Source organism: Bacillus sp. FJAT-14266, from assembly GCF_001719225.1.
Lineage (GTDB): Bacteria > Bacillota > Bacilli > Bacillales > Bacillaceae > Bacillus > Bacillus subtilis.
In genome coordinates, this window is record NZ_CP017072.1 from 2,224,574 (window position 1) to 2,249,854 (window position 25,281).

Below are 25,281 nucleotides of genomic sequence, written 5' to 3' on the forward strand. Positions count from 1 at the left end.
TCTCAATAAAAAAATATTGAAATGTATTGATTTGTTATTGTTATAGGAGACCCTTTTCATTTTTGACAAGACAAAAAAGCATCCCTCATCATTGGGAGATGCTGAACTACTTCAAACTTGCCGACTGAATGAACCGTGTCCCTCAGTGAGCTCAGGGATCGGTGTGAACATAAAGCTAAGCTCTTTTATGAAGGTTTTTATCAACGTCTAAAGATTCAAACAAACGATGGGAAGAAATACATCAAAGGATAAGCGGCTGTTCATACTAATGATCGGGAGGTAAACCGACTTATGATACAAATTTTGATCACTGGTCTTTTTTTATTGGCTCAGCCGAGTGAGCCGCAGGACAGTTTAACGGTCACACAGCAAGGACGGACGATTGCCACTGTTAACCGTGAAGACTTTACAATGCCTCTTCCCGGCACTCCAATGGTTGACTATGAAAAATACAGTAAATTCATCAAACAGCTTGATCAGAAAGTGTACCGTGAGCCGATAAATGCTGTCCTTAACGATCATGGAAGCATCGTCCCGGGCAGGGTTGGCTACAAACTGTATCAACAGGCGTTTATGGAAAAGTTTTATGCGTATTTTTATGGGCAAGGTCCCTCCAAGATAGAAGTGCCGGAAATGAACATTTATCCGAAAGTTGACAGCGAGCTGCTAGCTCACATCAGTACGCAGCAGCTTGGTCAGTACGTGACGTATTTTAACTCAAGCAATAAAAGCCGTTCACACAATATTTCTCTTTCTGCAAAAGCAATCGACAATCACGTTGTTTTCCCTAATGAGACGTTTTCGTTTAACCAAGTTGTGGGAATGAGAACTCGGAACAAAGGATATAAAAGTGCACCCATTATTGTAAAAGGGGAGTTGTCTGAAGGTGTAGGAGGAGGAATTTGTCAGGTGTCCTCAACTCTATTTAATGCAGTCGATCGTGCAGGACTGCAGATCGTTCAGCGCTATTCTCATACTAGAAGTGTACCATATGTACCGCCCGGACGGGATGCGACGGTAAGCTGGGGAGGTCCTGACTTTCGCTTTCAAAACCAATATAACCAACCAATCTTAATTCGGGCAAAAAGGTATGGGGGAAGTATGATTATTACGCTATACTCTTCTGATGTGATTAACAGCAAATTAAGAAAAATCCCCAAAGCTCCATCTCGGATACCGAAAGAAATAAATGCAGAGCAGTAAAGACAAAACCTCAGGTAAGGTTTTGGTTAAGAGAGCTTGTGGATTGCTCAAAATCAATTCTTTAAGGAGCGGCCAGTGAAAGGAAGGAGGGATAAATGAAGTGAAAAGGGTATTATTTTCTGTAATTGTTTTTACAGCAGTTGGATTTACGTTTTGCCAAGCAAAAGCGCATGCCCTGACTTTTACGGTGTTGCCTATTACACAAAAAACAGACCAGTGGTCAGTAAAAGTAAGTGAAGCAAAAAATGTAAAGGAATTTACGAGACCTCAAAAAGGAGAATATCAAGTATATTCCTTGGAAGTCAAAAATATAGGGGAAAAAGCAGCTACAGTGGATGTGCAATTGTATAGAAATGACCCTAATTCAATCACAAGGTTTTCGCTTTTTGGATGTCCCGATGAAAATTGTGTCAAACCAAAAGAAGATTCTAAAATGTTAGCTGAAAGTTTAAATGATGGCTCACAGCTGAAGTTCAATCATTTTATGCTGGCAGATAAGGCCTCTGAATTAGAGGTTGTTATAATTTGGACACAGAAGGGGCAAGAAGGACGCAATTTAAAACAGACCTTTAAATTCACTGAAGATGGCGTTAATTAGACAGTAAAGATGGAATGGCTTTGGTGATTCGATCTCTTACTTTGCCTGAGGAAAAAACGAAAATAATTGTTGGAAAACCAATCATAGCTGAGTTAAATGTTAAAGTGACTGTGATTTATGACTATAGAGAAGAACCAGAGGCCTTTTGGATACATTATCCGATGGGAGTGAAATGTTTGTTGATGATCACAAAGTCTTTATTGAATACGAATAGAGACTTTGTGACTGACTGCGCATTTCAACTTAACATTTTACTGATAATGTAAGTGACACCTAAATAAGTGCAATCCGTTTCATCATTAAAAACCACTAATTTCAAAATTTTCTATGTCAAGATTTAGTTTTTTCAATTGTTTCAACAAAACTTCAAATTTTAAGCAATTGCCATTTTTCAATTCTTCTGGAATATCTTCCGGATGAGCAATTACCATCCCGCTCTCAATCCATTGTTTGCGATACAATTGAAATGCAGCCTCAACTAAATGATCAGGAGTTACAATAAAACCTAACCTCACATCATGATCCTCACTGTAGCCAAATTCAAAACCGCAACATGGACAAATGTCAAACGTTTTTTGGTACTCGCCTTTATACAAAGGATTTTGAATTAATCCTTTGTATCCGCAAATTAAACAAGAATAACATTTTTCCACCAAGTTTAATTCCCCTTTTATCACTTATTTACTATTGCTGTCCCGTAACAAATATTACTTCAAATATAAACTTCGTGTACTGTATTTATAGCATAAGCAGTGCATCTAATCCTCAAAGATGAACACACTTTGGATTTGAAATGGGTGATATAGGAATCAAGATAATATCTGAATAGAAGAAGGGTTTTTCAGTTAATTGGCAAAATGGAAAAGAAAAAGTATTTAAGTTGGAACGGGTATTTATTCTATTAGGCATGTAAAGTGTGCCAGCGAAAGTTGAATTCCATGAAATTATGTTAAAGGGGGAAAAGAGGAGATGTGCTACATTGAAATCACAAAGGACAATATTGAAGACAATCATATTTGCTGTGCATTAGGCGCGAAACAATATGAGCATGCAGTTAATGAAAAGAAGAGATGGCTCAAAGCTCGAATGGATGAAGGATTGGTGTTCTATCGCTTACATGAACGGGCAAAAGTCTTTATTGAATACCTACCTGCGAATGAGGCATGGGTGCCTGTCAATGCGCCTAATTTTATGTACATTAATTGTCTGTGGGTGTCTGGCAGATATAAAAATAACGGTCATGCGAAACGATTGTTGGACAAATGTATAGCAGATGCGAAAGCGTGCGGCATGGATGGCATTATCCATATCGCAGGCAAGAAAAAACTGCCCTATTTAAGTGATAAGCATTTCTTTGAGCATATGGGGTTTACTCTACAAGATGAAGCTGCCCCTTATTTTCAATTAATGGCTTTGACTTGGAATGGCCTTGCAGCTTCTCCTGCATTTAAGAGCCAGGTGAAAAGTGATTCTATCAATGAAAAGGGGATTACGATATACTATACAGCTCAGTGTCCGTTTGCAGTGGGCATGATAAATGATTTGCGGGAATTGACTGAAAAGAAAGGGGTTCAATTTCAGTCAATTCAGTTATCATCGAAAGAAGAGGCACAAAAGTCACCAGCTATTTGGACAACTTTTAGCGTTTTTTTTGATGGGAGATTTGTGACTCACGAGATCATGAGTATAAATAAATTTGAAAAGTTACTTAATAAACTCTTGTTAGCTTGATTTTTAAAAATAAAAAGCCCAGTTTAAAACAAAATTGTATGTAAGGCGTGATATACGTTTAAATTTTGTCTCTGAAAGAGCTTTAATTTAAATTCGAAGTTTTTAATTTTCTTTTCAGTAACATTTTGATCATATTTTCCTACTAACGAGTTAGGAAAGTGGGGAAAAACATGAGAAAAAAGAACAATGTTAAGAAATGGCTATTGATCATTGCTGGATTCTTGATCATCTGCATCACCACATTATTTGTAATGGTGTCAGGAAACAAAGTGAAATATGAGGGCAGCGGGAAAAGCGGACTGTGGATGTCTAACCTTGAAAAATCAGACAAAACTTCAATTGGACCTAATTATTTTCTAAATCTATATTGGCAGGGGAGTAAGAAGGACGAAAAGAGGACTGTCATAGAAAAAATCACCTTATACATAGATGGTAAAATGTATGATGACAGGGAAAATTATGATTTGTCAGAATACACAGGTGATGAAATGCCGGGTGGGGGACGCATGGAGGACCATATTTCCACCTTTGATTATATGCCTGAAGATGAAGTGATAGGACATGATGTATTAGTAAAAGTGGAGTGGAGGACAGGCCAGAAAAAACAGACAGAAGCAATCAAATTACATAAGAAGCCATGGTATAAAAAATAGTTTATTTGATGTATTTGTGATCACATTGGTGGTCACTTTTTTATTTGCGGATTCCTAGGCACAGCAATCTAAGATTCTGCATAGGCTGAAATAAAATCTTGTTCATTTCTAAAACGAGGTGCATGCTGTTGGAACAACAACCAATCAATCATGAAGACAGAAACGTGCCGCAGCCTATTCGAAGTGATGGAGCTGGAGCTATTGATGCAGGCCCGCGAAATATGATGCGGGATATTCAAAATCCGAATATACTTGTTCCGCCTGTTACAGATGAGGGTATGATTCCTAACTTGAGATTTTCATTCTCAGACGCTCCCATGAAATTAGATCATGGCGGCTGGTCAAGAGAAATCACTGTAAGACAGCTTCCGATTTCGACTGCGATTGCAGGTGTAAACATGAGCTTAACTGCGGGAGGTGTCCGTGAGCTTCATTGGCATAAGCAAGCGGAGTGGGCTTATATGCTTTTGGGACGGGCACGTATCACCGCTGTTGACCAAGACGGACGAAATTTCATTGCTGATGTTGGTCCCGGCGACCTTTGGTACTTCCCGGCAGGAATTCCGCATTCCATACAGGGATTGGAACACTGCGAGTTTCTGCTCGTTTTCGATGATGGGAACTTTTCTGAGTTTTCAACGTTAACCATTTCAGATTGGCTTGCACACACACCAAAAGATGTTCTGTCTGCAAATTTCGGTGTCCCGGAGAATGCTTTCAACTCTCTTCCGTCTGAGCAAGTCTATATCTACCAAGGGAATGTGCCGGGATCAGTCGCCAGTGAAGACATTCAGTCACCATATGGAAAAGTCCCCATGACCTTTAAACACGAGTTGTTAAATCAACCCCCAATTCAAATGCCAGGGGGGAGTGTACGAATTGTGGATTCTTCTAACTTCCCAATTTCAAAAACGATAGCCGCTGCACTTGTTCAGATTGAGCCTGGCGCGATGAGAGAGCTTCATTGGCATCCCAATAGCGATGAGTGGCAATATTATCTAACAGGACAGGGACGAATGACGGTATTTATCGGAAATGGGACTGCCCGCACATTTGATTATAGAGCAGGCGACGTTGGATACGTGCCTTCTAATGCTGGCCACTATATACAAAATACTGGTACAGAAACATTATGGTTTTTAGAAATGTTCAAAAGTGACCGCTATGCAGATGTGTCACTCAATCAGTGGATGGCATTGACGCCTAAAGAATTAGTGCAAAGCAACTTGAATGCTGGATCAGTCATGCTTGATTCTCTGCGCAAGAAGAAAGTGCCTGTTGTGAAATATCCCGGTACGTAAAGACTGAACCGATCACACAGTGGTCTTAAAGTAACTAGAGCTGGGTGTTGGCCTGTGTTTTATCAAATCCCTATATATATGTTATGTAGGGTTTTTCTGCTTGAATCGTATTGTAATGAGCTTTAAAATGTTAATGTAGAAATGATAACCATTCGATAATGGGAATTCAATGGCCGATTTCTACCAGTTTGATTGGCTTTAAAGGAGGAGAAGAAATGAAAGCACTCATATTTTTATCCAGTTTGACTGCCATTGGGAGCTCTATATTGGGGCGATGGTTAGGGATGCTGGATGATTCTTATGCTGTTGGCGATGCTTGGTTTATAGGTGTTTTAGCTGGATTGATTTCACTTCTAATATTGATTGATAGTCAAACGATGACAAAGAATTACATAGTAAGTTTAAGTACGATACTAGGCATTCTTGGAGTGGGATTTATATATTTCCCAGCTGCATTCATCAACATATTATTAAGTAGTACACTGGATAAACAAAAGAAAGAAGACCTCCATGTAAGATGAAAGAAATTTCATTTAATTCTTAGGAGGGAAAGTGTATGGATTTACCTCTATGGGCTTATATCATATTTACAATCACAGGTGCGGCAGGTTTCATAAGTTTAATGTGGTTCAGTTTTTTTGCTGACAAAATAGAAAAGTGAAGCGATTTTATAAAAATGTAAACTATTTTATATGAAAGGGATAACATTGCTTATTTAAGTTTACATAATAAAATTATTTCAAACTGATATCGAAAATAACTAATTGATCTATGTACTAAATATTCATAATTACTAAAGGGATTGGCACCTAAGGACAAAGCTATTTGACAAGTTCTTGCTAGAGAATTTCAATCACTACATATGATTTTCTGCATCAAGAAGCTCAGCTGAATTATTTTTAGGTGAATTTACTAATGATGAAACCTGGTATGCTTCCATGTCATCAGCATCATAAGGTAGCAGCAAACTTTGCAGATAATCAGGGCTTGTATTTTGGGGGTTAAGCCACTCCTTTTCATGATCATGGGCCAATATAACCGGCATTCGGTCGTGTATATCTTTCATGAACTCATTAGGCTCAGTTGTTATGATGGTGCAGGTATAAAGAGGGTATCCTTGATGTGTGCTCCACTTTTCATATAAGCCAGCAAACGCAAAAAGAGCAGATGATTTCAATTTGATCCGCATTGGGATTTTGGTTTTGGAATCAAGCCGTTTCCATTCATAAAAACTGTCTGCTGGTATGATGCAGCGTTTGCTGACAAGCGGTCTTCGAAAGGCCGGTTTCTCGGTAATTGTTTCGGCTCGAGCATTGATCATTTTATAACCGATCTTTTCATCTTTTGCCCAAGGTGGAATAAGTCCCCATCTAAGCTTGCCTAAGCGATTATTTGATCCATCATTGATGATTGCAAGGATGTTTTGTGATGGTGCGACATTATAGCTTGGCTGGTATTCACCTTTAGGAAAAAATTGATCGATGTCAAACTGGTCAATAATATCATCAAATGCAGAGTACAAAGTAAACCTGCCGCACATATCCATCATCCTTTTTAGGGGTTTTTGAATAGTTTGTGGGACGAACGTTCATTTAATACAGGTTCAGAACAATGATTTCTTTTTACTTGCGATAAACTGGTATAATAAGAAAGCCATTTAAGAAGTTATGTAGAAAAAAACATATGCTTTTTAGTTTGACCGACGCTGGATCTTGAAGGAGTTACAAGGATCGCTTAAAAATAGCCTATAAGTATAAAATGAGGCACAGCGTTTTTAACGCAGGGCCTCTTTTATATCAGTAGCCAAATACCAGAGTTGTACTTTGTGATCCGGCATATTTCGTGACAAATTCTTTTGTATATTCCGGCGTTTGGACACGATAGCTATAGTTTGACCCGGGATTCCAAGAAGTCAGCGGAGAGGTTTGCTTGTTGAGTGATGGATAGCTGCCTATGTCTTTGAAATAACCAGTGCCCTTGTCGTCAAGGATGCCGCCTTTTTCACTGCCTTTCCCAAAGTAATTATATTCGGAATATATTTTTGCTTTTGTAGCAATTGTAATCGCCTGGTTAAAATTATTGCTGTAATTGTTTTTAACATGAAAGTAACCGTATCTCATCAGACCTGGGCCTCTAACATACAAGTTCTCAAAATAATTATTGGCGATTGTCATGTGGGGGTAGCCGTCATATTGATGCTGAGAATCATCCGGGTATCCTAAAATCAAACCGTATTTATGATTCGCAAATTTTGAGTTGCTGATCGTGATATAATCTGCGGATTTTCCGATATACACGAGTTTGTCCAAATCGGTTCCGCTTGCATTATAGCTATGACCTGAGAATGTGACATGATCAATCCAATAGTTCATACCGGAATCTAAATAAAGCTGGATATCATTATTTCCGTTAATCTGCGGACTGTGTTCAAACGTTAAATTTTGAAAAATGACATTTCCAGAAGCTGATGAAGTTGTTAAATAAATATTTTTCAGCGTTTTTTTCGCGTAAGAGCCCACGAGTGTTTTATTTGAGCCAATGGTAACTGTTGTTTTCGCAGATGCGGAAAGATCATTTTGAAGCACTAAAATTTTCGGAGTGGATCCTCCTAGATGGGTTTTTAAATCATTTACGCTTTGAATGTAAACAATCTGCCCGTTTTTTCCACCCGTTGTGCCCGTTTTAGAGATGCCTTTTTCATTTTTGGCATTTCCGGCAAAACCTAAAAGGCCATTTGTTGAGGTATTCGGAAAATCGACTGCACCTAATGCTTTTCCAGGCAAGAGAACCAAAAACAAGCTAAAGACGGTGAACCATAAACAAAGTCGTTTCATCACAATATGCTTCCTTTCAATTTTAATCATTTCCTTGCGGGGATTATTATTACAGTTAATGGAAAGGAATGATAGGTTCTATCTTCCTAATTAATGTTGGGTTACTTAAAAAATAGAGATTGCGCCAAAAGACATACTAACAATTGAAATAGAAGAAAGGATTGATACACCGTTGACTGCAGCAGCTTATCGAAACACCTTGCTATCACTTTTATGTTTAACAGCTGGAATCGTGGATGTAATCGGGTATTTAAGCCTGGGACATGTGTTCACAGCTAATATGACTGGAAACATTGTATTATTGGGGTTAGCTATCGGCAAATCCATTCAGGTCACTGTTTTTAATTCCTTGACTGCGCTAATCGGATTTATATGCGGCGTGATCATTGCTACATTGATGGTCGGAAAGGCGGAAAATACCCTTTGGCCTTCTGCTGTGACAAAAGCCCTCGCACTTGAAGCATTCATTTTGTTTGTCTTTGCTTGTCTTTCTTTTTACCGGGCATTTGTTCCTGTGCACATTCTAATTATACTCATGAGCATTTCTATGGGGATTCAAACTACAGCAGCAAAAAAACTGGGGATTGCAGGTATTTCTTCAACTGTGTTGACCGGCACTTTGGCTTCTCTTTTAGAGGATATATCCGGCCGTTTGTTTTTTAAGAAGCAAAAGAAGACTTTCTTAAGAGATACTGTGTTAAGAGCACTGGCTATTATTTTGTATTGTGTAGGGGCTATTATTGTTGCTCTGGCTGAGCCTGATTTTTATCACTTCATTATTTGGGTTCCGATTGTGCTGATCTTTGGCATCATGATGACAGCTAAGTTGAAACTGAGCGGGGAAAAATAGCTTTTCCTGTATAGCTGTTATCAGGCCAACAGCCTGTTTCATTTCGTTATTGAAATGCGAATTTTGAGAGGGAAAAATAAGACATTCGGCTGAAGTGCACATTCGTTCATTTGTATTGGCTTTTTCATAAGTACCTACATTTGATATATGAATGATAGTGAATTTGCCTTAAAATCATCTATGAATCTATTTCCTCTTTCAAACCAGATGGATTGAGTCTTATAATGATAATGATTCTCATTTAAAGTCTGGTTTGAGGAGGACCAAATATGAAAAAGATCATGAGTGCATTTGTTGGTATGGTTTTGTTGACGATCTTCTGTTTTTCCCCGCAAGCTTCGGCAGCATATGACGACCTGCATGAAGGTTATGCAACGTATACAGGGTCAGGTTATTCAGGAGGAGCTTTCCTGCTGGATCCCATTCCTTCCGATATGGAGATTACTGCAATAAATCCGGCGGATCTCAATTACAGAGGAGTAAAAGCAGCACTTGCCGGCTCTTATTTAGAAGTTGAAGGGCCAAAAGGGAAAACAACCGTATATGTTACTGATCTTTATCCCGAAGGCGCTCGGGGAGCTCTTGATCTGTCACCTAATGCCTTCCGTAAAATCGGCAATATGAAAGACGGAAAAATCAATATTAAATGGCGTGTTGTCAAAGCCCCAATCACCGGCAATTTCACGTACCGGATCAAAGAAGGCAGCAGCAGGTGGTGGGCAGCAATCCAAGTCAGAAATCACAAGTATCCTGTTATGAAAATGCAATATGAAAAGGATGGTAAGTGGATCAACATGGAGAAAATGGACTATAACCATTTTGTGAGTACGAATTTAGGGACAGGTTCTCTCAAAGTCAGAATGACTGACATCCGCGGAAAAGTTGTGAAAGACACCATTCCCAAGCTGCCTGAAAGCGGAACGTCCAAAGCCTATACTGTACCGGGCCATGTTCAGTTTCCTGAATAAAAAATACGAAACAGCGGATCTTTTCCCGCTGTTTTTTCATTGTTCTGCATCTGCATGTAAAAATGTTTTAATCATGTTCAACTGCTCCTGCTTTGGATAACTGGTATACAGCCTGCTTGAAATCCGAATAGGATCTCCGAAAAAGTATCTTTCATAGTGAGTTTGTCTAGTTCCGAATGAACTCATTGTTAAATCCCATGCCAAACGGAAAATTTTCACACGTTCTTCAGCATTTGTATTGGTTGCTTGAAGATATTGGTCAAGATCTTCCCGTATCTCTGAGTCAAATGCATTTTCGGTAGGCAATGTCACCATTCCGCTAGCTCCAATTAATTGTATGACTTCAGTAAATCGAGGATATAACTTAGGAATGATCGTACTGATGACTTGAAGAGGAATTAAAGAGGGGCGCATATAGCCGAATTCATCTAACTGAGCATCATTTTCCGATTTGTCAATGAGCGCTTTGATTGTTTCCAATCCCACAATGATTTCTGAGAGTTTTTCTTGTATGTGCTGGTATTCGGAAACATTAATGGTGTCGACAAGAAGCTGTGCAACACCTAATAGAAATTCAATTTTTATCATTTGCCTAATGACAACCTGGTGAAAGGTAAAGGCATGAAAAGAGCTTTTTGTCATAAAATCTTTAGCTACTTCCACATTATCGTAAAAAAACACACGATTCCACGGCACTAACACATGATCAAAAACCACAATTGAATCCATTTCTTCATACCTGGAGCTTAAGGGATGATTAAAGGAAGAGTCGCTTAATACAAATGATTCTCTTGTGATGAATTTTACGCCTTTTGTATTAGAAGGGATTGAAAAAGCATAAGCTTCATCTGTTTCAAAGAAAAATTTAGGCGCTGAAAAAACCAAGATTTCATCGGTCAACCCGCCTTGTGTTGCAAGCAGTCGTGCGCCATGGATCATTAAACCTTTTTCAGTTCTATCAATGACTTTAGCAGATATCGGTTTTTCACTTAGCCCAAAATAGGACTGTGACCGGTTCACTTGCGGAGTAATGAATGTATGGGTAAAAGAAAGGTCATGCTTAGCAGCTTGTTCATACATATCTAGTATATGTTCAGGAAAGCAATTCTCTTTATCTTTTAGAAGCTCCGCTGACGAAGCAAAGCTCATCATAACCGTATTCATGTAATCCGGACTTCTCCCCATCATTCCATGAGTATGTCTAGCCCAATGTTCAATCATGGTCCTTCTTTTTTTCAAATCATTTTTTGTTTTAGGCTGGAGATAGGAAAGGCCGATTCGATTATGATCTCCAGGAAGGCAATAAGTCATTTCATGTATTAACTCATCCTTTGTTTGCAATTCATAAAGTGAGCTTTTTGTTTTGATTATTCCTTTAAATGCAGGATGCTCAGAAATGTTACCCTTTATTTTTTCGCCATCATACCATATTTCGTTTTCTAGTTTATTCAATCGGTCAATGAATTCTTTACCATTGATGATCCCCATTTAAGTTTCGCTCCTTCATATTATGCTGCGTATTGTATTATATTTTCGAGAAAACAGCCGGTTCAGCCAATTTGAGGTGGGAAAAGCCTTTTTTAGAAAAACGAATAAGAGTGACTTACATACCGCAAAAGACTGCAAATTTTACTTAAGGTTTTTCTGTAAGTTCAGAGACGTAAAGAATTTGCTTATTCATATGAAAATAGCACTGTAAAACTTGAAACCCGTGTCGATATTATGGACATGAGCGTAAGCGAATTGGATTCAAACGCGCTTGAACATATTTTATTTCAGCCATTACATTGTGCGGAAAGGGAAAACGACACATGAAAGTGAAAACAAAATTGCTGGGGATTATATCAATATTAGTTGTTTCAATTATTGGAATTGGAGGCTCCTCAGTATTTATGATTTCTTCTACTGTGAAAAAGAATGAAGAACTTAAAGACAAAATGGAATTCCAAAAAGAGATAAAACACATCCAATATGAATTGACCGGGTTATCAAATGATGAAAGAGGCTTCTTGATTACCGGAGACAAAGAATACGACGAGGGTATGAAGGAAAAAGCAGACGATGTCTTAAAGAGCCTTGACCGGGTTAATGACTTGATTGATGAAGAGAGATATCAATCAAATATCGAAGACATTAAGACAAGTTTTACTCAGTATAGAGCTTTGAATCAGCAAGTAGTAACAGCCTACTCTTCAAATCCGAAAAAAGCAGAAACCATCCATTTTGGAGAAGAAAGAACAATAAGAAAAGAAGGCGTAGATCCGGCTGTCAATAAGCTGTCTGATCACCTGGATCAAGAGGTGGAGGATCTAAAAGATGAAATACGAGACAATGGGAAAATGAGTCAATGGCTCATCATCATTGTCACCGGGATATCAGTTATATTAGGCGTTGTTTTAAGCATAATGCTGTTAAAGTCCATAATGGTGCCCCTAAGAAGCATAAATAAGCAGCTGGAGGAAATTGCACACGGCGACGCTGATTTAACCAAAAAAGTCATTGTGAAAAATAAAGATGAATTTGGCCAGCTTGCCCAATCTTTTAATTCTTTTACTCATTCATTAACTCAAATTGTGAAGCAGATCAGCAGCTCATCTGAACAAGTCGCCGCTTCCTCTGAAGAATTATCGGCAAGCGCGGAAGAATCGAAATCAACATCTGAACATATTTCACGAGCCATGCAGATGGCTGCCGACAGCAATGTGAAGCAAAGCTCAATGACAGAAAAGAGCGCAGAATCCATCACTGAATTATTAGACAGTATATCATCAGTCGCTTCAAATACAGGGAACATAGCGGATCTTTCTTCTTCGATGAGAGACAAGGCTGAAATAGGCTCTAAGTCCGTCAACAAGATGTTAGACCAGATGAAATTCATTGATAAATCTGTAGATTCAGCCGGCAATGGATTGCAAACATTGGTAGCGAGCACAGCAGAAATCAGCGATATCTCTTCGCTTATCACGACGATTTCAGAGCAGACAAATTTGTTGGCACTAAATGCAGCGATCGAGGCGGCCAGAGCCGGAGAACAAGGAAAAGGATTTGCCGTGGTGGCTGAAGAAGTTCGGAAATTAGCGGATGAAACAAATAAATCAGCAAACCACATCCAATCGGTGGTAGCGACCATCCAAAACGAATCGATAGAAACGGTAAATAATATTAAAGTTGTTCAAGAAAATGTGAGCTCAGGTATTGTTCTTTCTCAAGAGACAGCAGGAAATTTCAATGAAATACTGAACCTGGTGGAACAGGTCACTTCTCAAATACAAGAAGTTGCAGCAGCAACTCAACAGCTTACTTCAGGCGTTGAAGTGATTCAGCACACAGTTCATACATTGGCCGCTGGAACAAAAGAAACGTCTGCTAATACAGAAGCGGTTGCAAATTCATCACAGGAACAGCTTCATTCAATGGGGGAAATCTCCTATGCCGCAGAATCTCTATCTCAGTTGGCAGAAGAACTTCAAACCGTCATTAATCGTTTTAAATATTAAATAGGCTACTTACGTGCAACCCCCATCTTATTCGGTGGGGGTTGGCTACTTTTACTGTGGTTGTTTCTAAAAACAGAGTTAACTGACTTCTTTTAAGTTAGTTCCGTTTGTATGGCTAGTCCAAATTTTGATCGATTGTCCCTTCAAAATAGTCATCGCTGACCTGTTCATGAGTTTCAGCCAACCCTTTTTCTAATTGCGTGCTTCCTTTATAATCTGAGGGCTCAAAGTATTTCCCGGCAACATCTGTTGTGTCATTTTTGTTTTCTTTGTTATGAGTTTGTGTTTCAGTGTTTACACTTTCTGTCTCAGTATTGCTGCTTATAGATTGCTGAAAATCATATTCCTTGTCTAATGAAGAAAATCTTTTATAATCATCAGGTCTGTCTGCACCGTTTTTTTGAGTCACTTTACTTCCTCCAGATTATTGATATTTTAGTGGGGGTAAGAACTTATTTCGTTCTTTTAGGATCAGAACCATGTTTTTTAGGATCATCTGCTTTAAAAGCTGTTTCAGTCTCATGGTCATTTCTCATTTGTTCAATACTTGAATTTTGAATTCCCTTTTTACTCATTGGTTTCACTCCTTTACGAAAAGTGTTGAATATCAACTCTTCTTATTTTGTCTGTTGATCAGGTATTCATTCACTTTTTTCATTCGCGCTTTCGCCAATCAGGAGAGGCGTTTTCATGCCAGCGTATTATCTAATAAAAGAACGTCATTTTTGAAACCTTTTATTAGCGCATTGCGTATAGCCCGTTGGGGAAGACATCTCGATAAAAGAAATACAAAGGTTGTGAATTTATACTAACAGCACTGTGAATAAATCAAACAAGGGGGGTGAAAAAATGAAAAAAATCGCATCATATTATTTAATGACATTAGGGCTATCCAGCCTTACATTTGGTTTGTTTTTAGGGTTTTATTCTTTCGTTATGTATGGCGATATGATAATTGCATTGTTTACGGCAGCAATTGCTTATTATACGGTTTTGTGGTGTATGGCCTTTTTGCTGTTCCGCTCCAAATGAAGTTGCAGAAAAAAGCGAGAACATTCAATGTCATGTACCTATTGATTTACAGTGTGGTTGCTTTTATCGCAGCTTTCCTGTTTTTTGTTATCAATGAACCTGCGTCAATAGCATGGACATTGCAATCGTACTTTTATTATATGTTAAGTATTGCGGCTGCAGTGATTTACTGGTTATGGGATTCTCTGATCCTTTATAAACGTACAGCTTCCGGTGTATAAAGCAAATCAGGCTAACGTAGTTTTACCAATCGGAGATATATGGAGGTCAATAAAAATAAAGGGTATTGCACTAACATTGCTGCGTGAATCTAAAAGCTTTAGGTTTCATATTTTTTTTAAAAAATCCTCCGCGGATAAAGGCGCAGTATGAGGGCATAATGAGAGCACACATTCGAACCGAATAGGTTTTCTAAGTGTTTTACGATACATACGTTCATCAAGATCATCACGTCATCAATGGAATATAAAAACTATTGTTGTGGAACGGGTATCTTGAGTTGTTTGAGGAAAGAACATAGATGGTGGTTTATCGTTTTATCAGCGCTTATAGAACAAAGTTTTGGTGGCAGGATCCATACAGCTAAACAGAGGAGAGCGTGACAATGAATCTCGCTCTCCTCAGATTTGTTTTATTCACCCTGATGTTTTTCAACTAATGTGAATGTCCAATCTTTTAACATATGTTTCTGTACATATTTTTTTCCGTTTATTTCAATGTAAGGCAGGTCTGCCATGTCTCCAGCTAACTGTTTTGCTTCAGTCGTTGTTATTCCTAAAAAAAGTCCGATGTAAAAGTAAATATCCCGTTCTTTTATAAGCAAGATATCATTTTGTTCACTACCTTTTGTATGGTTCATCTGCTTTAAGCCTTCACCGATAAAATATCCTGCCAAAGCAATACCAATTCCTAAAAAAACGTCCATGTGTATGCCTCCATTATGTCAATGTTATGTTATACGGGCTTGGCATACTCCGGGTTTCATTATTTTTCAAACCTTTTCAATCTGTACACGGCCTGAAAAAAAGGTGGCGCCGCCGCCCATATCGGACAATCGGTCTGGGGTTAGCGCGTTTACAAGCTGTTTTTTTCCTTGTTCATCCGCCCATAATCCTTGGCTGACAACGACACCTGGCAGCACTTGTTCTCCAACTGCAGCGGTCAGTTGGCATTCTCCCCGGCTGTTCCAAATTCGTACAGGTGCCCCATCAACGATTCCGTGTTCTTCAGCATCTTTTGTGTTGATAAAGAGCTTTGGCGTCTTTTCAAGCTTGATGTGTTTTTCATTATTGGAAAATGTTGAGTTTAAGAAATTATGGTTTGGCCCCGGAACATACATAAACGGATGTTCATTATCGGTTACAAGAGGTGTATATGTCGGTAAAGCAGGGAAGCCGTCTTGTTTCATTTTTTCTGAATATAATTCTATTTTTCCGCTTGGCGTTGGAAGTTCGCCCGGAAACAGCGGCTTTTCGCGTTTTGCTTTCATAAATGAATGCTTAGCAAGTGCATCGTAATCAATCTCTGCCAAATGCGGATTATCTGGATGGTCAAGCGCCTGGCGGATTAATACTTCATCTGAATCTTTAAGCTCCTGGTCTGTGAATCCCATGGCTTCAGCCAGTAATCGGAAAACCTCAGTGTTAGACTTGCTTTCCCCATATCTCTCAATCACCGGCTGCTGAAGCTGAATGTAATGGTGCCAGTAGGAGGTGTAAAAATCAGTATTTTCAAAAGCGGATGTTGCAGGCAGTACAATGTCCGCATATGCAGCCGTTTCCGTTAAAAACAAATCATGAACCACAGTAAACAAGTCTTCCCGCAGCAAGCCCTGTCTGACTTTGTTTGCTTCGGGCGCGACGACGGCAGGGTTCGTTCCGTAAATAAATAGAGAGCGAATCGGCGGGTCTGTTTCCAAAAGCACCCTGCCAAGCTGATTCATATTAAACGACCTCGGGGTGCGCCCTTTCAATAAGTCGGGCCGCTGCAAGGCATTTGTGTTATATTCTAAAATTCCGCTGTTATGCTTAATTGCGCCGCCCCCTGTGTGCAGCCATTGGCCGGTGATCGCCGGAAGACAGGCAATCGTCCTTACAATCATCCCCCCGTTATCGTGATGCTGGGGTCCGTTTCCGATTCTGATAAAAGAAGGGGAGGTTTCCCCGTACATTTTTGCCAGTCGGTAAATATCTTCGGTACTGACACCGGTGATCGTCGATACCTTTTCAGGATCATATTGTTTCACGTGTTCACGGAGCTCTTCATAGCCAACCGTGTACTCGGACAGAAATGCTTCATCATGAAGGTTTTCTTTAAATAAAATGTGCATGATGCCAAGAGCAAGTGCACTGTCGGTTCCCGGTTTTATTGGGATAAACCAATCTGCAAGACGTCCTGTTTGATTTTTATGCACATCGATCACGACAATTTTGGCACCTTTTTTTCGCGCTTTTTGGGCGATCGTAATTTGGTGCATATTTGTGCTGACCGCGTTGATTCCCCAAAAAATAAATAGTTTTGTATGAACGGTTTCCTCAGGATCGATTCCCGCGCTTATGCCCATTGTATATTTATAGCCTTCAGATCCCGCTTTGCTGCAAATCGTCCGTTCAAGCTGGCTTGACCCCATGCGGTAAAAAAAGCGGCGGTCCATTCCTTCAGCTGTCAATTTCCCCATATTTCCGTAAAAGCTGTAAGGAAGTATGCTTTCAGCTCCCTCTTCATCAATCAGCTCTTTCCAGCGGGAGGTGATCGTATCGATTGCCTCTTCCCAAGAAATCGGTTCAAATATCGCTTGGCCTTTAGCACCTGTTCGTTTGAGCGGTGTAGTCAGCCGCTTTTCATCATATATGCGCTCCGTCATATTCCGGACTTTGTTGCATATGTTTCCGGCTGTGACAGGATGATCAGGGTCTCCTTGCACTTTTACGATTTTCCCGTCTTTTTTATGTATTAACAATCCGCACTGATCCGGGCAGTCCAGCGAGCAAACGGATTTGAAAATGCCGTTTTGTTGTGTGGCAAAAGATTTCATGGCCCAGTTCCTCTCTCTAGTTAGATATTTTGTAAGAATTATAACATTTCGGATGATAACGTCAATTCTGAAAAAAGAGATTGACATCAATCTGAGACTTCTTTATGATAAATGTATTCTTTATTCTGAAAATTACATACTCAACATTTTCTATCCAGAGAGGTGGAGGGACTGGCCCTATGAAACCTCGGCAACATTATTGTGCCAATTCCAGCAAGCGTCAGCTTGAAAGATAGGAAAGCAAGGTTTATACCGGCGTCTGCCTGTAACAGAGCGCGCCTATATATGAATCTCTTTCCATCTTCGGAAAGAGATTTTTTTTATGAAAAATACAATGAAAAGGATGTTTTGCACCATGACGGTTTTGGTTACAGCACCGTACAACGAAGAAGGACGAAAAGAGCTTGAAAACTTATTTGGCTCAGTTACTTATCAATCTTGGAAGGAACAAGGTAGGGCATATCGGGAAGATGAACTCATTCAGCTGCTAAAAGCAACAAATGCGACAGGCTTGATTACTGAACTTGATCAGGTAACAGACAGCGTATTTGCTTCTGTTCCCGAACTTTCATTTGTCGGTGTTTGCAGGGGAATGCCCTCTAATGTGGATGTGGCAGCTGCCTCAAAAAGAGGCATACCTGTTTTTTATACACCAGGGCGGAATGCACAAGCCGTTGCTGAAATGTTTATTGGAAATGTGATTTCCTTTCTGCGCCATACCAGCGCCTCGAATCAATGGCTGAAGGATGGAAAGTGGAACAGTGATTACCTGCAGGCTTATGTCAAATTTAAAGGAAATGAATTAACAGGAAAAACGGTTGGCATGATTGGGTTCGGGGCGGTTGGCCAAAGGATTGCAAAACTGCTGACTGCGTTTGACTGTAAAATAAAGTATTACGATCCATACATTCAAGACGATCATCCGCTGTATGAAAAAGTATCTCTTAAAACGGTGTTTTCAGACAGTGATATCGTTTCTGTACATCTGCCTCGTACTGAGGAAACACTTGGACTTATTGATCGGAAGCATTTTGATCTGATGAAACAGAGTGCGATTTTCGTCAATACTTCAAGAGCAGTTGTTGTAAACCGTGAAGATCTTTTATCTGTATTAAAAGAACATAAAATCAGAGGTGCGATATTAGACGTTTTTTATCATGAACCTCCAGAGGAATCAGATTATGAATTGATTTCATTGCCTAATGTTCTGGCAACACCGCATCTCGCTGGAGCAACATTTGAAGTGGAGGATCATCACGTGACGATACTGAATAAAGCCCTCAAAAAGTGGAAGGGTGAAAAAACTCTTAATATTCCGACAATGTATAACAAGGACGAACTGAAAACAGGGGTATAAGAAAGGAGGCTAAGAGAATGAAAAAACAAAAAGGCTATCTCGTTTTTGATATTGGCACAGGCAATGCGAGGGTAGCGGTCGTGAGTGTAACTGGCAGTGTTCTAACAGTTGAACGGGAGGACATCGAGTATTCCACAGAGACGCTTTACCCGGACAGCCGTTATTTTTCTCCTCAGGTGCTGTGGAAGCAGGTGATGAATTTGGCAAAACGTGCGCTATCCCGTTCGCGTGATATTGACATCATTGGTTTGACATCGACGAGCCAAAGACAGGGGATTGTTTTGATTGATCAAAACGGCAATCCTTTTCTCGGGCTGCCGAACATCGATAATCGCGGCCGAGAGTGGGAGGCGGGCATTCCCGATCGGGAAGAGATATACAGCCGCACAGGCCGCCTGCCAACTGCACTTTTTTCTGCGCTCAAGCTTTATGGATTAAAACAGCGCCAGCCCTCTTTATGGGAAAAGACTGCAAGCTTTACAAGCATCAGTGATTGGGTGACGTACCAACTGAGCGGAATATTAACATATGAACCATCACAGGCAACAGAAACCCTGCTATTTGATGTGAAGCAAAACACTTGGTCAGAAGAGATGTGCGACATTTTCGGCTTTTCTCCATCTATCCTTCCGCCTCTTGTAAGAGCGGGAACAGCAATTGGAACGATAGCAAATGAATATACATCCGAATTAGGCCTTTCAATAAATGCTAAGGTTATAGCAGGGGGCGGGGATACACAGCTAGCTGTCAAAAGCACCGGAGCTGGACTTGAGGACATTGTCATTGTATCAGGGACAACAACGCCAATAACCAAAATTACTGCGGATCATGGCGATACAAAACATAAAGCCTGGCTGAACTGTCATACGGATCAAGGGCATTGGCTTGTGGAAACGAATCCGGGAATTACCGGCTTGAATTATCAAAAATTAAAACAGATTTTTTATCCGAATGAAACGTACGAAGTAATGGAGGAGGAGATTTCTGCACTTGCAAAAGAAGACCATGCATGTGTAGCGGCTCTCGGCTCTTATTTATCGGCTGAAAAGAATGCGTTAACGAGAGGCGGTTTTCTTTTTGATGCCCCGCTGTCAGCACATTTAAAGAGGGCACATTTTGTACGTGCAGCGCTAGAAGAGATCGCATTTTCAATTAAATGGAACTTTGACATTTTAACAGAGGTTACTCCGTTTGAACGTGACTATGTTTGGGTGTGCGGAGGGGGATTCCAAAGCAAAGCGCTCACTCAATATATCGCGGATCTTCTTCAAAAAAAGGTCTATGTCCAAGAGGGATATCATCAGGCATCTGTTGTTGGAGCTGCAGTCATTTGCAATGAAACCTTTCAATTAACGGAGGAGATGTCAGCAAATGTCCGGGTGATCGAACCGAAGGACTGTCAGACAGAATTGGCTTTATATGAGAAATGGAAGCAAACACAGCGCTTTTTTTCAGGTTCAGAAAGCAAAGTATTGATTTAAGGCGGCATTTTTGCTGTTTTGAGGAATCATTTAATTTTCAACTTTAATAAGGTAATACGGTAATGAATATAAGCATCTAAGGAGGAGACAGATATGTTGGATAAAATAGGAATACCGAAGCGGCTTGCCTGGGGATTTTTAGGGGTTGTTTTGTTTATGATGGGAGATGGCCTTGAACAAGGCTGGCTCAGTCCTTTTTTGATCGAAAACGGGCTCACCGTTCAGCAGTCCGCTTCCATTTTTAGTATATACGGAATTGCGCTTGCCATAGCTTCCTGGTTTTCGGGTGTATGTCTCGAAGCATTTGGCGCAAAACGAACGATGTTTATGGGGCTGTTGTTTTATGTGATCGGTACAGCTGCTTTTATCGTATTTGGATTTGAACAGCTGAACCTGCCAGTGATGTATGTGACTTACTTCGTAAAAGGGTTAGGTTACCCGCTTTTTGCTTACTCTTTCTTGACATGGGTCATTTACAGAACACCGCAAAGTAAACTGAGCACTGCTGTCGGCTGGTTTTGGATTGCATATTGCCTCGGCATGTTTGTGTTCGGCGCTTGGTACTCAAGCTACGCGATCAAAGCGTTCGGTTATTTGAATACGCTTTGGAGCTCTATTTTCTGGGTATGTCTCGGTGCATTTTTTGCATTGTTTATCAATAAAGACCGTTTTGAAAAGAAGAAAAGAAAAAGATCAGAAACAGCCGAGGAGCTTTTAAAAGGGGTTACGATTCTATTTACAAATCCGCGCGTGCTTACAGGCGGAATCATCAGAATCATCAACAGCATTGGTACATATGGTTTTCCAGTCTTTTTGCCGATGCACATGGCCCAGCATGGAATTTCAACCAATGTGTGGCTGCAAATTTGGGGAACGATTTTCCTGGGGAACATTGTGTTTAACCTTATCTTTGGTATTGTCGGCGATAAATTCGGCTGGAAAAATACTGTTATTTGGTTCGGCGGAGTCGGCTGCGGCATTTTCACCCTCTTATTATACTACGCACCTGTTTTCTCCGGCGGAAGCTTAGCGGTTGTCAGCGTGATCGGCTTTATTTGGGGCGGTTTGCTGGCAGGCTATGTGCCTATTGGTGCAATTGTGCCGACGGTGGCAGGAAATGATAAAGGGGCAGCCATGTCTGTATTGAATTTGGCTGCAGGTTTATCAGCGTTTGTCGGCCCCGCACTCGCTTGGCTGTTCATCGGTCTCGTCGGCGCGCAAGGTGTCGTCTGGATCTTTGCGGCCCTTTACCTTGCAAGTGCGGTCTTGACGAAATGTATTCATATACCTGAAGAAAAAGCAGTTAAGGAGGAAACATCTCCTCAATATGCATCTTAATTAGAAAGCGCCCTGTTTGAGGGGCGCTTTTTTATCTTTTTAAAGGAAAAGGGATGTGCGCACAGACCAAGAGAATACCGTCATTCTCTTGGTTTCACAATAGAGTACACATTTGTATCATATGGAGTCCCATTTTGATACATGTACTGTCTTAAAACACCTTCTTTTTGATACCCCATTTTTAGAAGCAGACGATTTGATGCTTCATTAGCAGTAAATACAACTGCGCCAATACGCGTCAGTCCAAGGGCAGAAAATCCGTAAGATACGACCTTTGAAATGACTTCTGATGCAAAACCGTTTCGCCAATGCTCCGGGATGATTTCATAACCGATTTCCGCGCGCCTATGCTTTTGGGCCAGAGCGTGAAAGCCTATTGTTCCGATCAGTTCTTTAGTGTCCCGTCTTTCAATTCCCCACCGTATACCGCGTTTTTCTTGATAGAGGGCAGCAAACGTTTGAATCATTGAAATGGCCTGTTCTATAGATTCCATGTTTTCAAGCCCATAATAGCGTGTCACCTCATCGTTTGAGAAACAAGCAAAAATGGCTTCCGCGTCCTGATCTGTGATTTGCCTAAGTATAAGCCGATCCGTTTCTAATATAGGAAACATTCAACCACTCCCCACGTTTGTGTTTTTGTTTATCATATCCCTTTTATTTCCTCTTTTCTATAGCGAAATCAACCAATGCAGCAAAGGAACGAATTTGTGTTTCTAGTTGCTCTTTGTTTTTGTTGAATTGTTTCAAACGATGGCCGTTCGCGCCTGATGGATGGGGAAAGCCGTTAAGGCAAATCAAATTCTGGAGGCTGTGCTGTCTGATCAATGTTTCACACACTGTTTCGGCCGCTTTTCCTAACGGAATGAGAAGAGCTGGTCCCGTCACATGATTAAGCTCCGCAGGGAAGTGCCCAAAAGCATAGGTGCTTAGGATAGGAGAATGAGTGATAGCCGGTTTGTATCCGGTATAGTTTTTTTGCTGGATAAAGACAGGATATTTAATAACGGAAGTTGTATGGAGCATATGCCGTAATTCTCCAAAAAGCTTTGCGGCGCTTTGAATGCCAAAAGCTTGCGGCAGCCCGCATAAATCCAGCATGGTGATAAGGTTATGTCTCATCGACCCGGAGAAACCCGCTGCTATTTTTGTATCTACCGCCATTTGCTCAAGAGTGCGGCCTTGCCGCAGACTTTCGACTGCTGTTTCGTACGCTGTTTTCATCTGGGAAAAACCCGGCGTGATCCCGGCAATCACAATCGTAGCAGTCCGATTGATATATTCATTATGAGGTGAATAGTAGATGTCAAGTTCATTTTCTTGATGGAGATGAAATGGAGAAATAAGTAAATCCGACTTTGTAAGTGAAGAGGGAAGAGAATGTAGTTTTTCTGCGAACTCCTTTAAGCAACTGCGGTTTACAATCATGCGAAAGCCTCCTCAAAAAATGATATCCCATTGTCCATTCTGATCGAAACAACGGGATATCATTCATCATGACCTGCTATTTAAATGACCAGCCTGCCACACCTCTTTAACAGCTTTAGGAACTTTTTTCACTTCAGCTGCGGTCTGCTGAAACGTGTATTTTTTTATTTGGACATCCTGCTGAATCTTCTTTTGTTTTTGCGTCAGCAGCTCTGCTTCTGTTTTTAATCCCTCGATTTGTTTTTGCATAGCCTGCGTAACAGAAGTGAGCTCCTTTAGTGCGGGGTCTATTTTTTTCTTGTTTTGGATCACATTAAACCCTAAAAATATGATTGAAATAGCCAATACTGCCAGGCTGATATAAACAATAACCATATGTTCACTCCTTTTTTCTTTTGTCATTACCCTGTTTCCGCTTTTTTAATCCAAAGAAATGATGATTGCACAGTTCGTTTGATTTGCGTATTGGATGTATTCTACTTATAATGTGATATCGTACATAGGTAAACAAAGAAAGGGTGCTTCAATTGCAAAGTTTACAACATAAAACTGCACTAATCACAGGCGGAGGCAGGGGGATCGGCCGTGCTACAGCTCTTGCTCTTGCGAAAGAAGGCGTAAATATTGGGTTAATCGGCCGGACTGCCGCTAATGTTGAAAAAGTGGCAGAAGAAGTCAAAGCGCTTGGTGTAAAAGCTGCATTTGCTGCTGCAGATGTAAAAGATGCCGAGCAGGTTAACCAAGCCGTCGCTCAAGTGAAAGAACAGCTTGGTGATATCGATATTCTCATTAATAACGCGGGAATCAGCAAATTTGGCGGTTTCTTAGATCTGTCAGCCGATGAATGGGAAAATATTATACAAGTCAACCTAATGGGTGTGTATCATGTGACTCGCGCGGTGCTTCCGGAAATGATCGAACGCAAAGCCGGAGATATCATTAATATTTCGTCTACAGCGGGCCAAAGAGGAGCTGCTGTAACAAGTGCTTACAGCGCTTCTAAATTTGCCGTTCTAGGGTTAACAGAGTCTCTTATGCAAGAAGTGAGAAAACATAATATCAGAGTCAGCGCGTTAACGCCGAGCACTGTCGCTAGTGATATGTCTATCGAATTGAACTTGACAGACGGTAATCCTGAAAAAGTGATGCAGCCTGAGGATCTTGCTGAATACATGGTGGCACAATTGAAATTAGATCCTCGTATTTTCATCAAAACAGCGGGATTATGGTCAACAAATCCGTAAAAATGAAAACCTGTCTTTCGACAGGTTTTTTTATTTGAATGAAATTCATACCGGCATATGCAAATCTGACAATCGTTTTAAATTGAAGCTGGCAGTGAATGTAGGTTATAATAGAACTAAGAAAACTATGTACCAAATGTTCAATATCCTATTTATTTTTCCACTGCACCTATAATCAGCAGCCATGAGATAACTGGACGATAAGTCTTTAATATTAAGGAGGAAAACAATAAAAGAAAATTGAATATTTAGTACATAGTGTTGTCAGTGACAGAAGAAGGAGTGCATATGATGAAAGAAGAAAAAAGGAGTTCAACAGGATTTTTAGTGAAACAGCGCGCATTTTTGAAGCTTTATATGATAACGATGACAGAGCAAGAGAGACTCTATGGGTTAAAGCTGCTTGAAGTACTTCGGTCTGAATTTAAAGAGATTGGTTTTAAACCAAATCATACAGAAGTATACCGGTCTTTGCATGAGCTGCTTGATGACGGGATATTAAAACAAATTAAAGTAAAAAAAGAAGGGGCTAAGCTCCAGGAAGTCGTCCTCTATCAATTTAAAGATTACGAAGCTGCCAAGCTATATAAAAAACAGCTGAAGGTAGAGCTGGATCGCTGTAAAAAACTGATTGAAAAAGCTCTCTCAGATAATTTTTAATAGAAACAAACACCCGGCGCAGCAGTATGAACCGGGTGTTTCCTGCTTTTCATTATACATATTTGTCGAAAA

25 protein-coding genes, 4 pseudogenes and 1 riboswitch are annotated in these 25,281 nt (G+C 40.2%); of the genes and pseudogenes, 18 read left to right on the plus strand and 11 right to left on the minus strand.

What is annotated here, in order from left to right; all coding sequences use genetic code 11:
• Positions 1-291 precede the first annotated feature (291 nt).
• From BGM23_RS11910 to BGM23_RS21460, 4 genes and pseudogenes are all read left to right on the plus strand, one after another.
• Complete coding sequence (locus BGM23_RS11910) at positions 292-1,203, plus strand: VanW family protein (protein WP_015714063.1); 912 nt, start codon at positions 292-294, stop codon at positions 1,201-1,203.
• A gap of 100 nt (positions 1,204-1,303) precedes the next feature.
• Positions 1,304-1,801: a hypothetical protein gene (locus tag BGM23_RS11915; protein WP_029727217.1), complete on the plus strand. Its 498-nt coding sequence runs from the start codon at positions 1,304-1,306 to the stop codon at positions 1,799-1,801.
• Between the two features lie 23 nt (positions 1,802-1,824).
• Positions 1,825-2,015: pseudogene (locus BGM23_RS22340) on the plus strand (hypothetical protein).
• A pseudogene (locus BGM23_RS21460) lies at positions 1,963-2,079 on the plus strand (hypothetical protein); the annotation flags it as partial. The pseudogenes BGM23_RS22340 and BGM23_RS21460, both read left to right, overlap by 53 nt.
• A 21-nt stretch (positions 2,080-2,100) precedes the next feature.
• Here the strand turns inward: BGM23_RS21460 and BGM23_RS11925 are convergent.
• A complete protein-coding gene (locus BGM23_RS11925) occupies positions 2,101-2,457 on the minus strand; it encodes a hypothetical protein (RefSeq protein ID WP_072692957.1) in 357 nt (118 codons plus the stop codon).
• Between the two features lie 313 nt (positions 2,458-2,770).
• On the opposite strand from BGM23_RS11925, the gene BGM23_RS11930 reads away from it, so the two are divergent.
• The 4 genes from BGM23_RS11930 (at position 2,771) to BGM23_RS11945 (ending at position 6,007) form a co-directional block, all read left to right on the plus strand.
• Positions 2,771-3,532 carry an N-acetyltransferase gene (locus BGM23_RS11930; RefSeq protein ID WP_029727219.1) on the plus strand — a complete coding sequence of 254 codons (762 nt, stop codon included), beginning with the start codon at positions 2,771-2,773 and terminating at the stop codon, positions 3,530-3,532.
• A gap of 170 nt (positions 3,533-3,702) precedes the next feature.
• Positions 3,703-4,185, plus strand: a complete 483-nt coding sequence (locus tag BGM23_RS11935) for a DUF4944 domain-containing protein (protein WP_029727220.1) — start codon at positions 3,703-3,705, stop codon at positions 4,183-4,185.
• A gap of 122 nt (positions 4,186-4,307) precedes the next feature.
• A complete protein-coding gene (gene oxdD / locus BGM23_RS11940) occupies positions 4,308-5,486 on the plus strand; it encodes an oxalate decarboxylase (protein ID WP_029727221.1) in 1,179 nt (392 codons plus the stop codon).
• 215 nt (positions 5,487-5,701) lie between these two features.
• Positions 5,702-6,007: a hypothetical protein gene (locus BGM23_RS11945; protein ID WP_021481409.1), complete on the plus strand. Its 306-nt coding sequence runs from the start codon at positions 5,702-5,704 to the stop codon at positions 6,005-6,007.
• A 335-nt stretch (positions 6,008-6,342) separates the two neighbouring features.
• Here BGM23_RS11945 and BGM23_RS11950 read toward each other — a convergent pair whose 3' ends face one another.
• Positions 6,343-7,026, minus strand: coding sequence for an SOS response-associated peptidase (locus BGM23_RS11950; protein ID WP_021481408.1), 684 nt, complete (start codon positions 7,024-7,026; stop codon positions 6,343-6,345).
• A 256-nt stretch (positions 7,027-7,282) separates the two neighbouring features.
• The gene (locus tag BGM23_RS11955; protein WP_029727222.1) at positions 7,283-8,320 is read right to left on the minus strand and encodes a polysaccharide lyase family 1 protein; all 1,038 of its coding nucleotides are present in this window, start codon (positions 8,318-8,320) and stop codon (positions 7,283-7,285) included.
• Between the two features lie 172 nt (positions 8,321-8,492).
• On the opposite strand from BGM23_RS11955, the gene BGM23_RS11960 reads away from it, so the two are divergent.
• Complete coding sequence (locus tag BGM23_RS11960) at positions 8,493-9,170, plus strand: YoaK family protein (RefSeq protein ID WP_004399503.1); 678 nt, start codon at positions 8,493-8,495, stop codon at positions 9,168-9,170.
• A gap of 269 nt (positions 9,171-9,439) precedes the next feature.
• Complete coding sequence (gene exlX / locus BGM23_RS11965) at positions 9,440-10,138, plus strand: expansin ExlX (protein WP_046663304.1); 699 nt, start codon at positions 9,440-9,442, stop codon at positions 10,136-10,138.
• Positions 10,139-10,174: 36 nt separating this feature from the next.
• On the opposite strand, the gene hpaB is transcribed toward exlX, so the two are convergent.
• Complete coding sequence (gene hpaB, locus BGM23_RS11970; protein WP_046663302.1) at positions 10,175-11,626, minus strand: 4-hydroxyphenylacetate 3-monooxygenase, oxygenase component; 1,452 nt, start codon at positions 11,624-11,626, stop codon at positions 10,175-10,177.
• A gap of 323 nt (positions 11,627-11,949) precedes the next feature.
• Between hpaB and BGM23_RS11975 the strand changes: the two genes are divergently transcribed.
• Positions 11,950-13,635 carry a methyl-accepting chemotaxis protein gene (locus BGM23_RS11975; protein WP_029727224.1) on the plus strand — a complete coding sequence of 562 codons (1,686 nt, stop codon included), beginning with the start codon at positions 11,950-11,952 and terminating at the stop codon, positions 13,633-13,635.
• 115 nt (positions 13,636-13,750) lie between these two features.
• On the opposite strand, the gene BGM23_RS11980 is transcribed toward BGM23_RS11975, so the two are convergent.
• Together BGM23_RS11980 and BGM23_RS11985 are read right to left on the minus strand one after the other, a co-directional pair.
• The gene (locus BGM23_RS11980; RefSeq protein ID WP_014477001.1) at positions 13,751-14,044 is read right to left on the minus strand and encodes a YozQ family protein; all 294 of its coding nucleotides are present in this window, start codon (positions 14,042-14,044) and stop codon (positions 13,751-13,753) included.
• A gap of 43 nt (positions 14,045-14,087) precedes the next feature.
• A complete protein-coding gene (locus BGM23_RS11985; protein WP_014477000.1) occupies positions 14,088-14,210 on the minus strand; it encodes a hypothetical protein in 123 nt (40 codons plus the stop codon).
• A gap of 68 nt (positions 14,211-14,278) precedes the next feature.
• Here BGM23_RS11985 and BGM23_RS21890 point away from each other — a divergent pair.
• Together BGM23_RS21890 and BGM23_RS11990 are read left to right on the plus strand one after the other, a co-directional pair.
• Positions 14,279-14,396: pseudogene (locus BGM23_RS21890) on the plus strand (hypothetical protein); the annotation flags it as partial.
• Between the two features lie 88 nt (positions 14,397-14,484).
• A pseudogene (locus tag BGM23_RS11990) lies at positions 14,485-14,888 on the plus strand (UPF0715 family protein).
• A gap of 410 nt (positions 14,889-15,298) precedes the next feature.
• On the opposite strand, the gene BGM23_RS11995 reads toward BGM23_RS11990, so the two are convergent.
• Both BGM23_RS11995 and BGM23_RS12000 read right to left on the minus strand, forming a co-directional pair.
• Positions 15,299-15,592 (minus strand): hypothetical protein, encoded by a 294-nt coding sequence (locus BGM23_RS11995; protein WP_015251960.1) that lies wholly within the window; start codon positions 15,590-15,592, stop codon positions 15,299-15,301.
• Positions 15,593-15,658: 66 nt separating this feature from the next.
• Complete coding sequence (locus BGM23_RS12000; protein ID WP_029727225.1) at positions 15,659-17,701, minus strand: molybdopterin oxidoreductase family protein; 2,043 nt, start codon at positions 17,699-17,701, stop codon at positions 15,659-15,661.
• A 147-nt stretch (positions 17,702-17,848) separates the two neighbouring features.
• A riboswitch (SAM riboswitch) is annotated at positions 17,849-17,940 on the plus strand.
• 83 nt (positions 17,941-18,023) lie between these two features.
• Here BGM23_RS12000 and BGM23_RS12005 point away from each other — a divergent pair.
• The 3 genes from BGM23_RS12005 (at position 18,024) to BGM23_RS12015 (ending at position 21,877) form a co-directional block, all read left to right on the plus strand.
• A complete protein-coding gene (locus BGM23_RS12005) occupies positions 18,024-19,058 on the plus strand; it encodes a 2-hydroxyacid dehydrogenase (RefSeq protein ID WP_029727226.1) in 1,035 nt (344 codons plus the stop codon).
• A 17-nt stretch (positions 19,059-19,075) separates the two neighbouring features.
• Complete coding sequence (locus BGM23_RS12010; protein ID WP_046663296.1) at positions 19,076-20,539, plus strand: FGGY-family carbohydrate kinase; 1,464 nt, start codon at positions 19,076-19,078, stop codon at positions 20,537-20,539.
• Between the two features lie 93 nt (positions 20,540-20,632).
• Entirely contained in the window at positions 20,633-21,877 is a 1,245-nt protein-coding gene (locus BGM23_RS12015; RefSeq protein WP_032725874.1) for an MFS transporter, read from the plus strand.
• Between the two features lie 80 nt (positions 21,878-21,957).
• On the opposite strand, the gene BGM23_RS12020 is transcribed toward BGM23_RS12015, so the two are convergent.
• The 3 genes from BGM23_RS12020 to BGM23_RS12030 all read right to left on the minus strand — a co-directional run bounded on the left by BGM23_RS12020 (position 21,958) and on the right by BGM23_RS12030 (position 23,680).
• Positions 21,958-22,491, minus strand: coding sequence for a GNAT family N-acetyltransferase (locus tag BGM23_RS12020; protein WP_046663295.1), 534 nt, complete (start codon positions 22,489-22,491; stop codon positions 21,958-21,960).
• A 43-nt stretch (positions 22,492-22,534) separates the two neighbouring features.
• Positions 22,535-23,305 (minus strand): hypothetical protein, encoded by a 771-nt coding sequence (locus tag BGM23_RS12025; protein ID WP_046663294.1) that lies wholly within the window; start codon positions 23,303-23,305, stop codon positions 22,535-22,537.
• 66 nt (positions 23,306-23,371) lie between these two features.
• A complete protein-coding gene (locus BGM23_RS12030) occupies positions 23,372-23,680 on the minus strand; it encodes a DUF948 domain-containing protein (RefSeq protein ID WP_046663292.1) in 309 nt (102 codons plus the stop codon).
• Positions 23,681-23,832: 152 nt separating this feature from the next.
• Here BGM23_RS12030 and BGM23_RS12035 point away from each other — a divergent pair, with 152 nt between their 5' ends.
• Positions 23,833-24,549, plus strand: coding sequence for a 3-ketoacyl-ACP reductase (locus tag BGM23_RS12035; protein WP_014479980.1), 717 nt, complete (start codon positions 23,833-23,835; stop codon positions 24,547-24,549).
• 291 nt (positions 24,550-24,840) lie between these two features.
• The gene (gene rtp / locus BGM23_RS12040; protein ID WP_003220337.1) at positions 24,841-25,209 is read left to right on the plus strand and encodes a replication termination protein; all 369 of its coding nucleotides are present in this window, start codon (positions 24,841-24,843) and stop codon (positions 25,207-25,209) included.
• Positions 25,210-25,281: the final 72 nt, after the last annotated feature.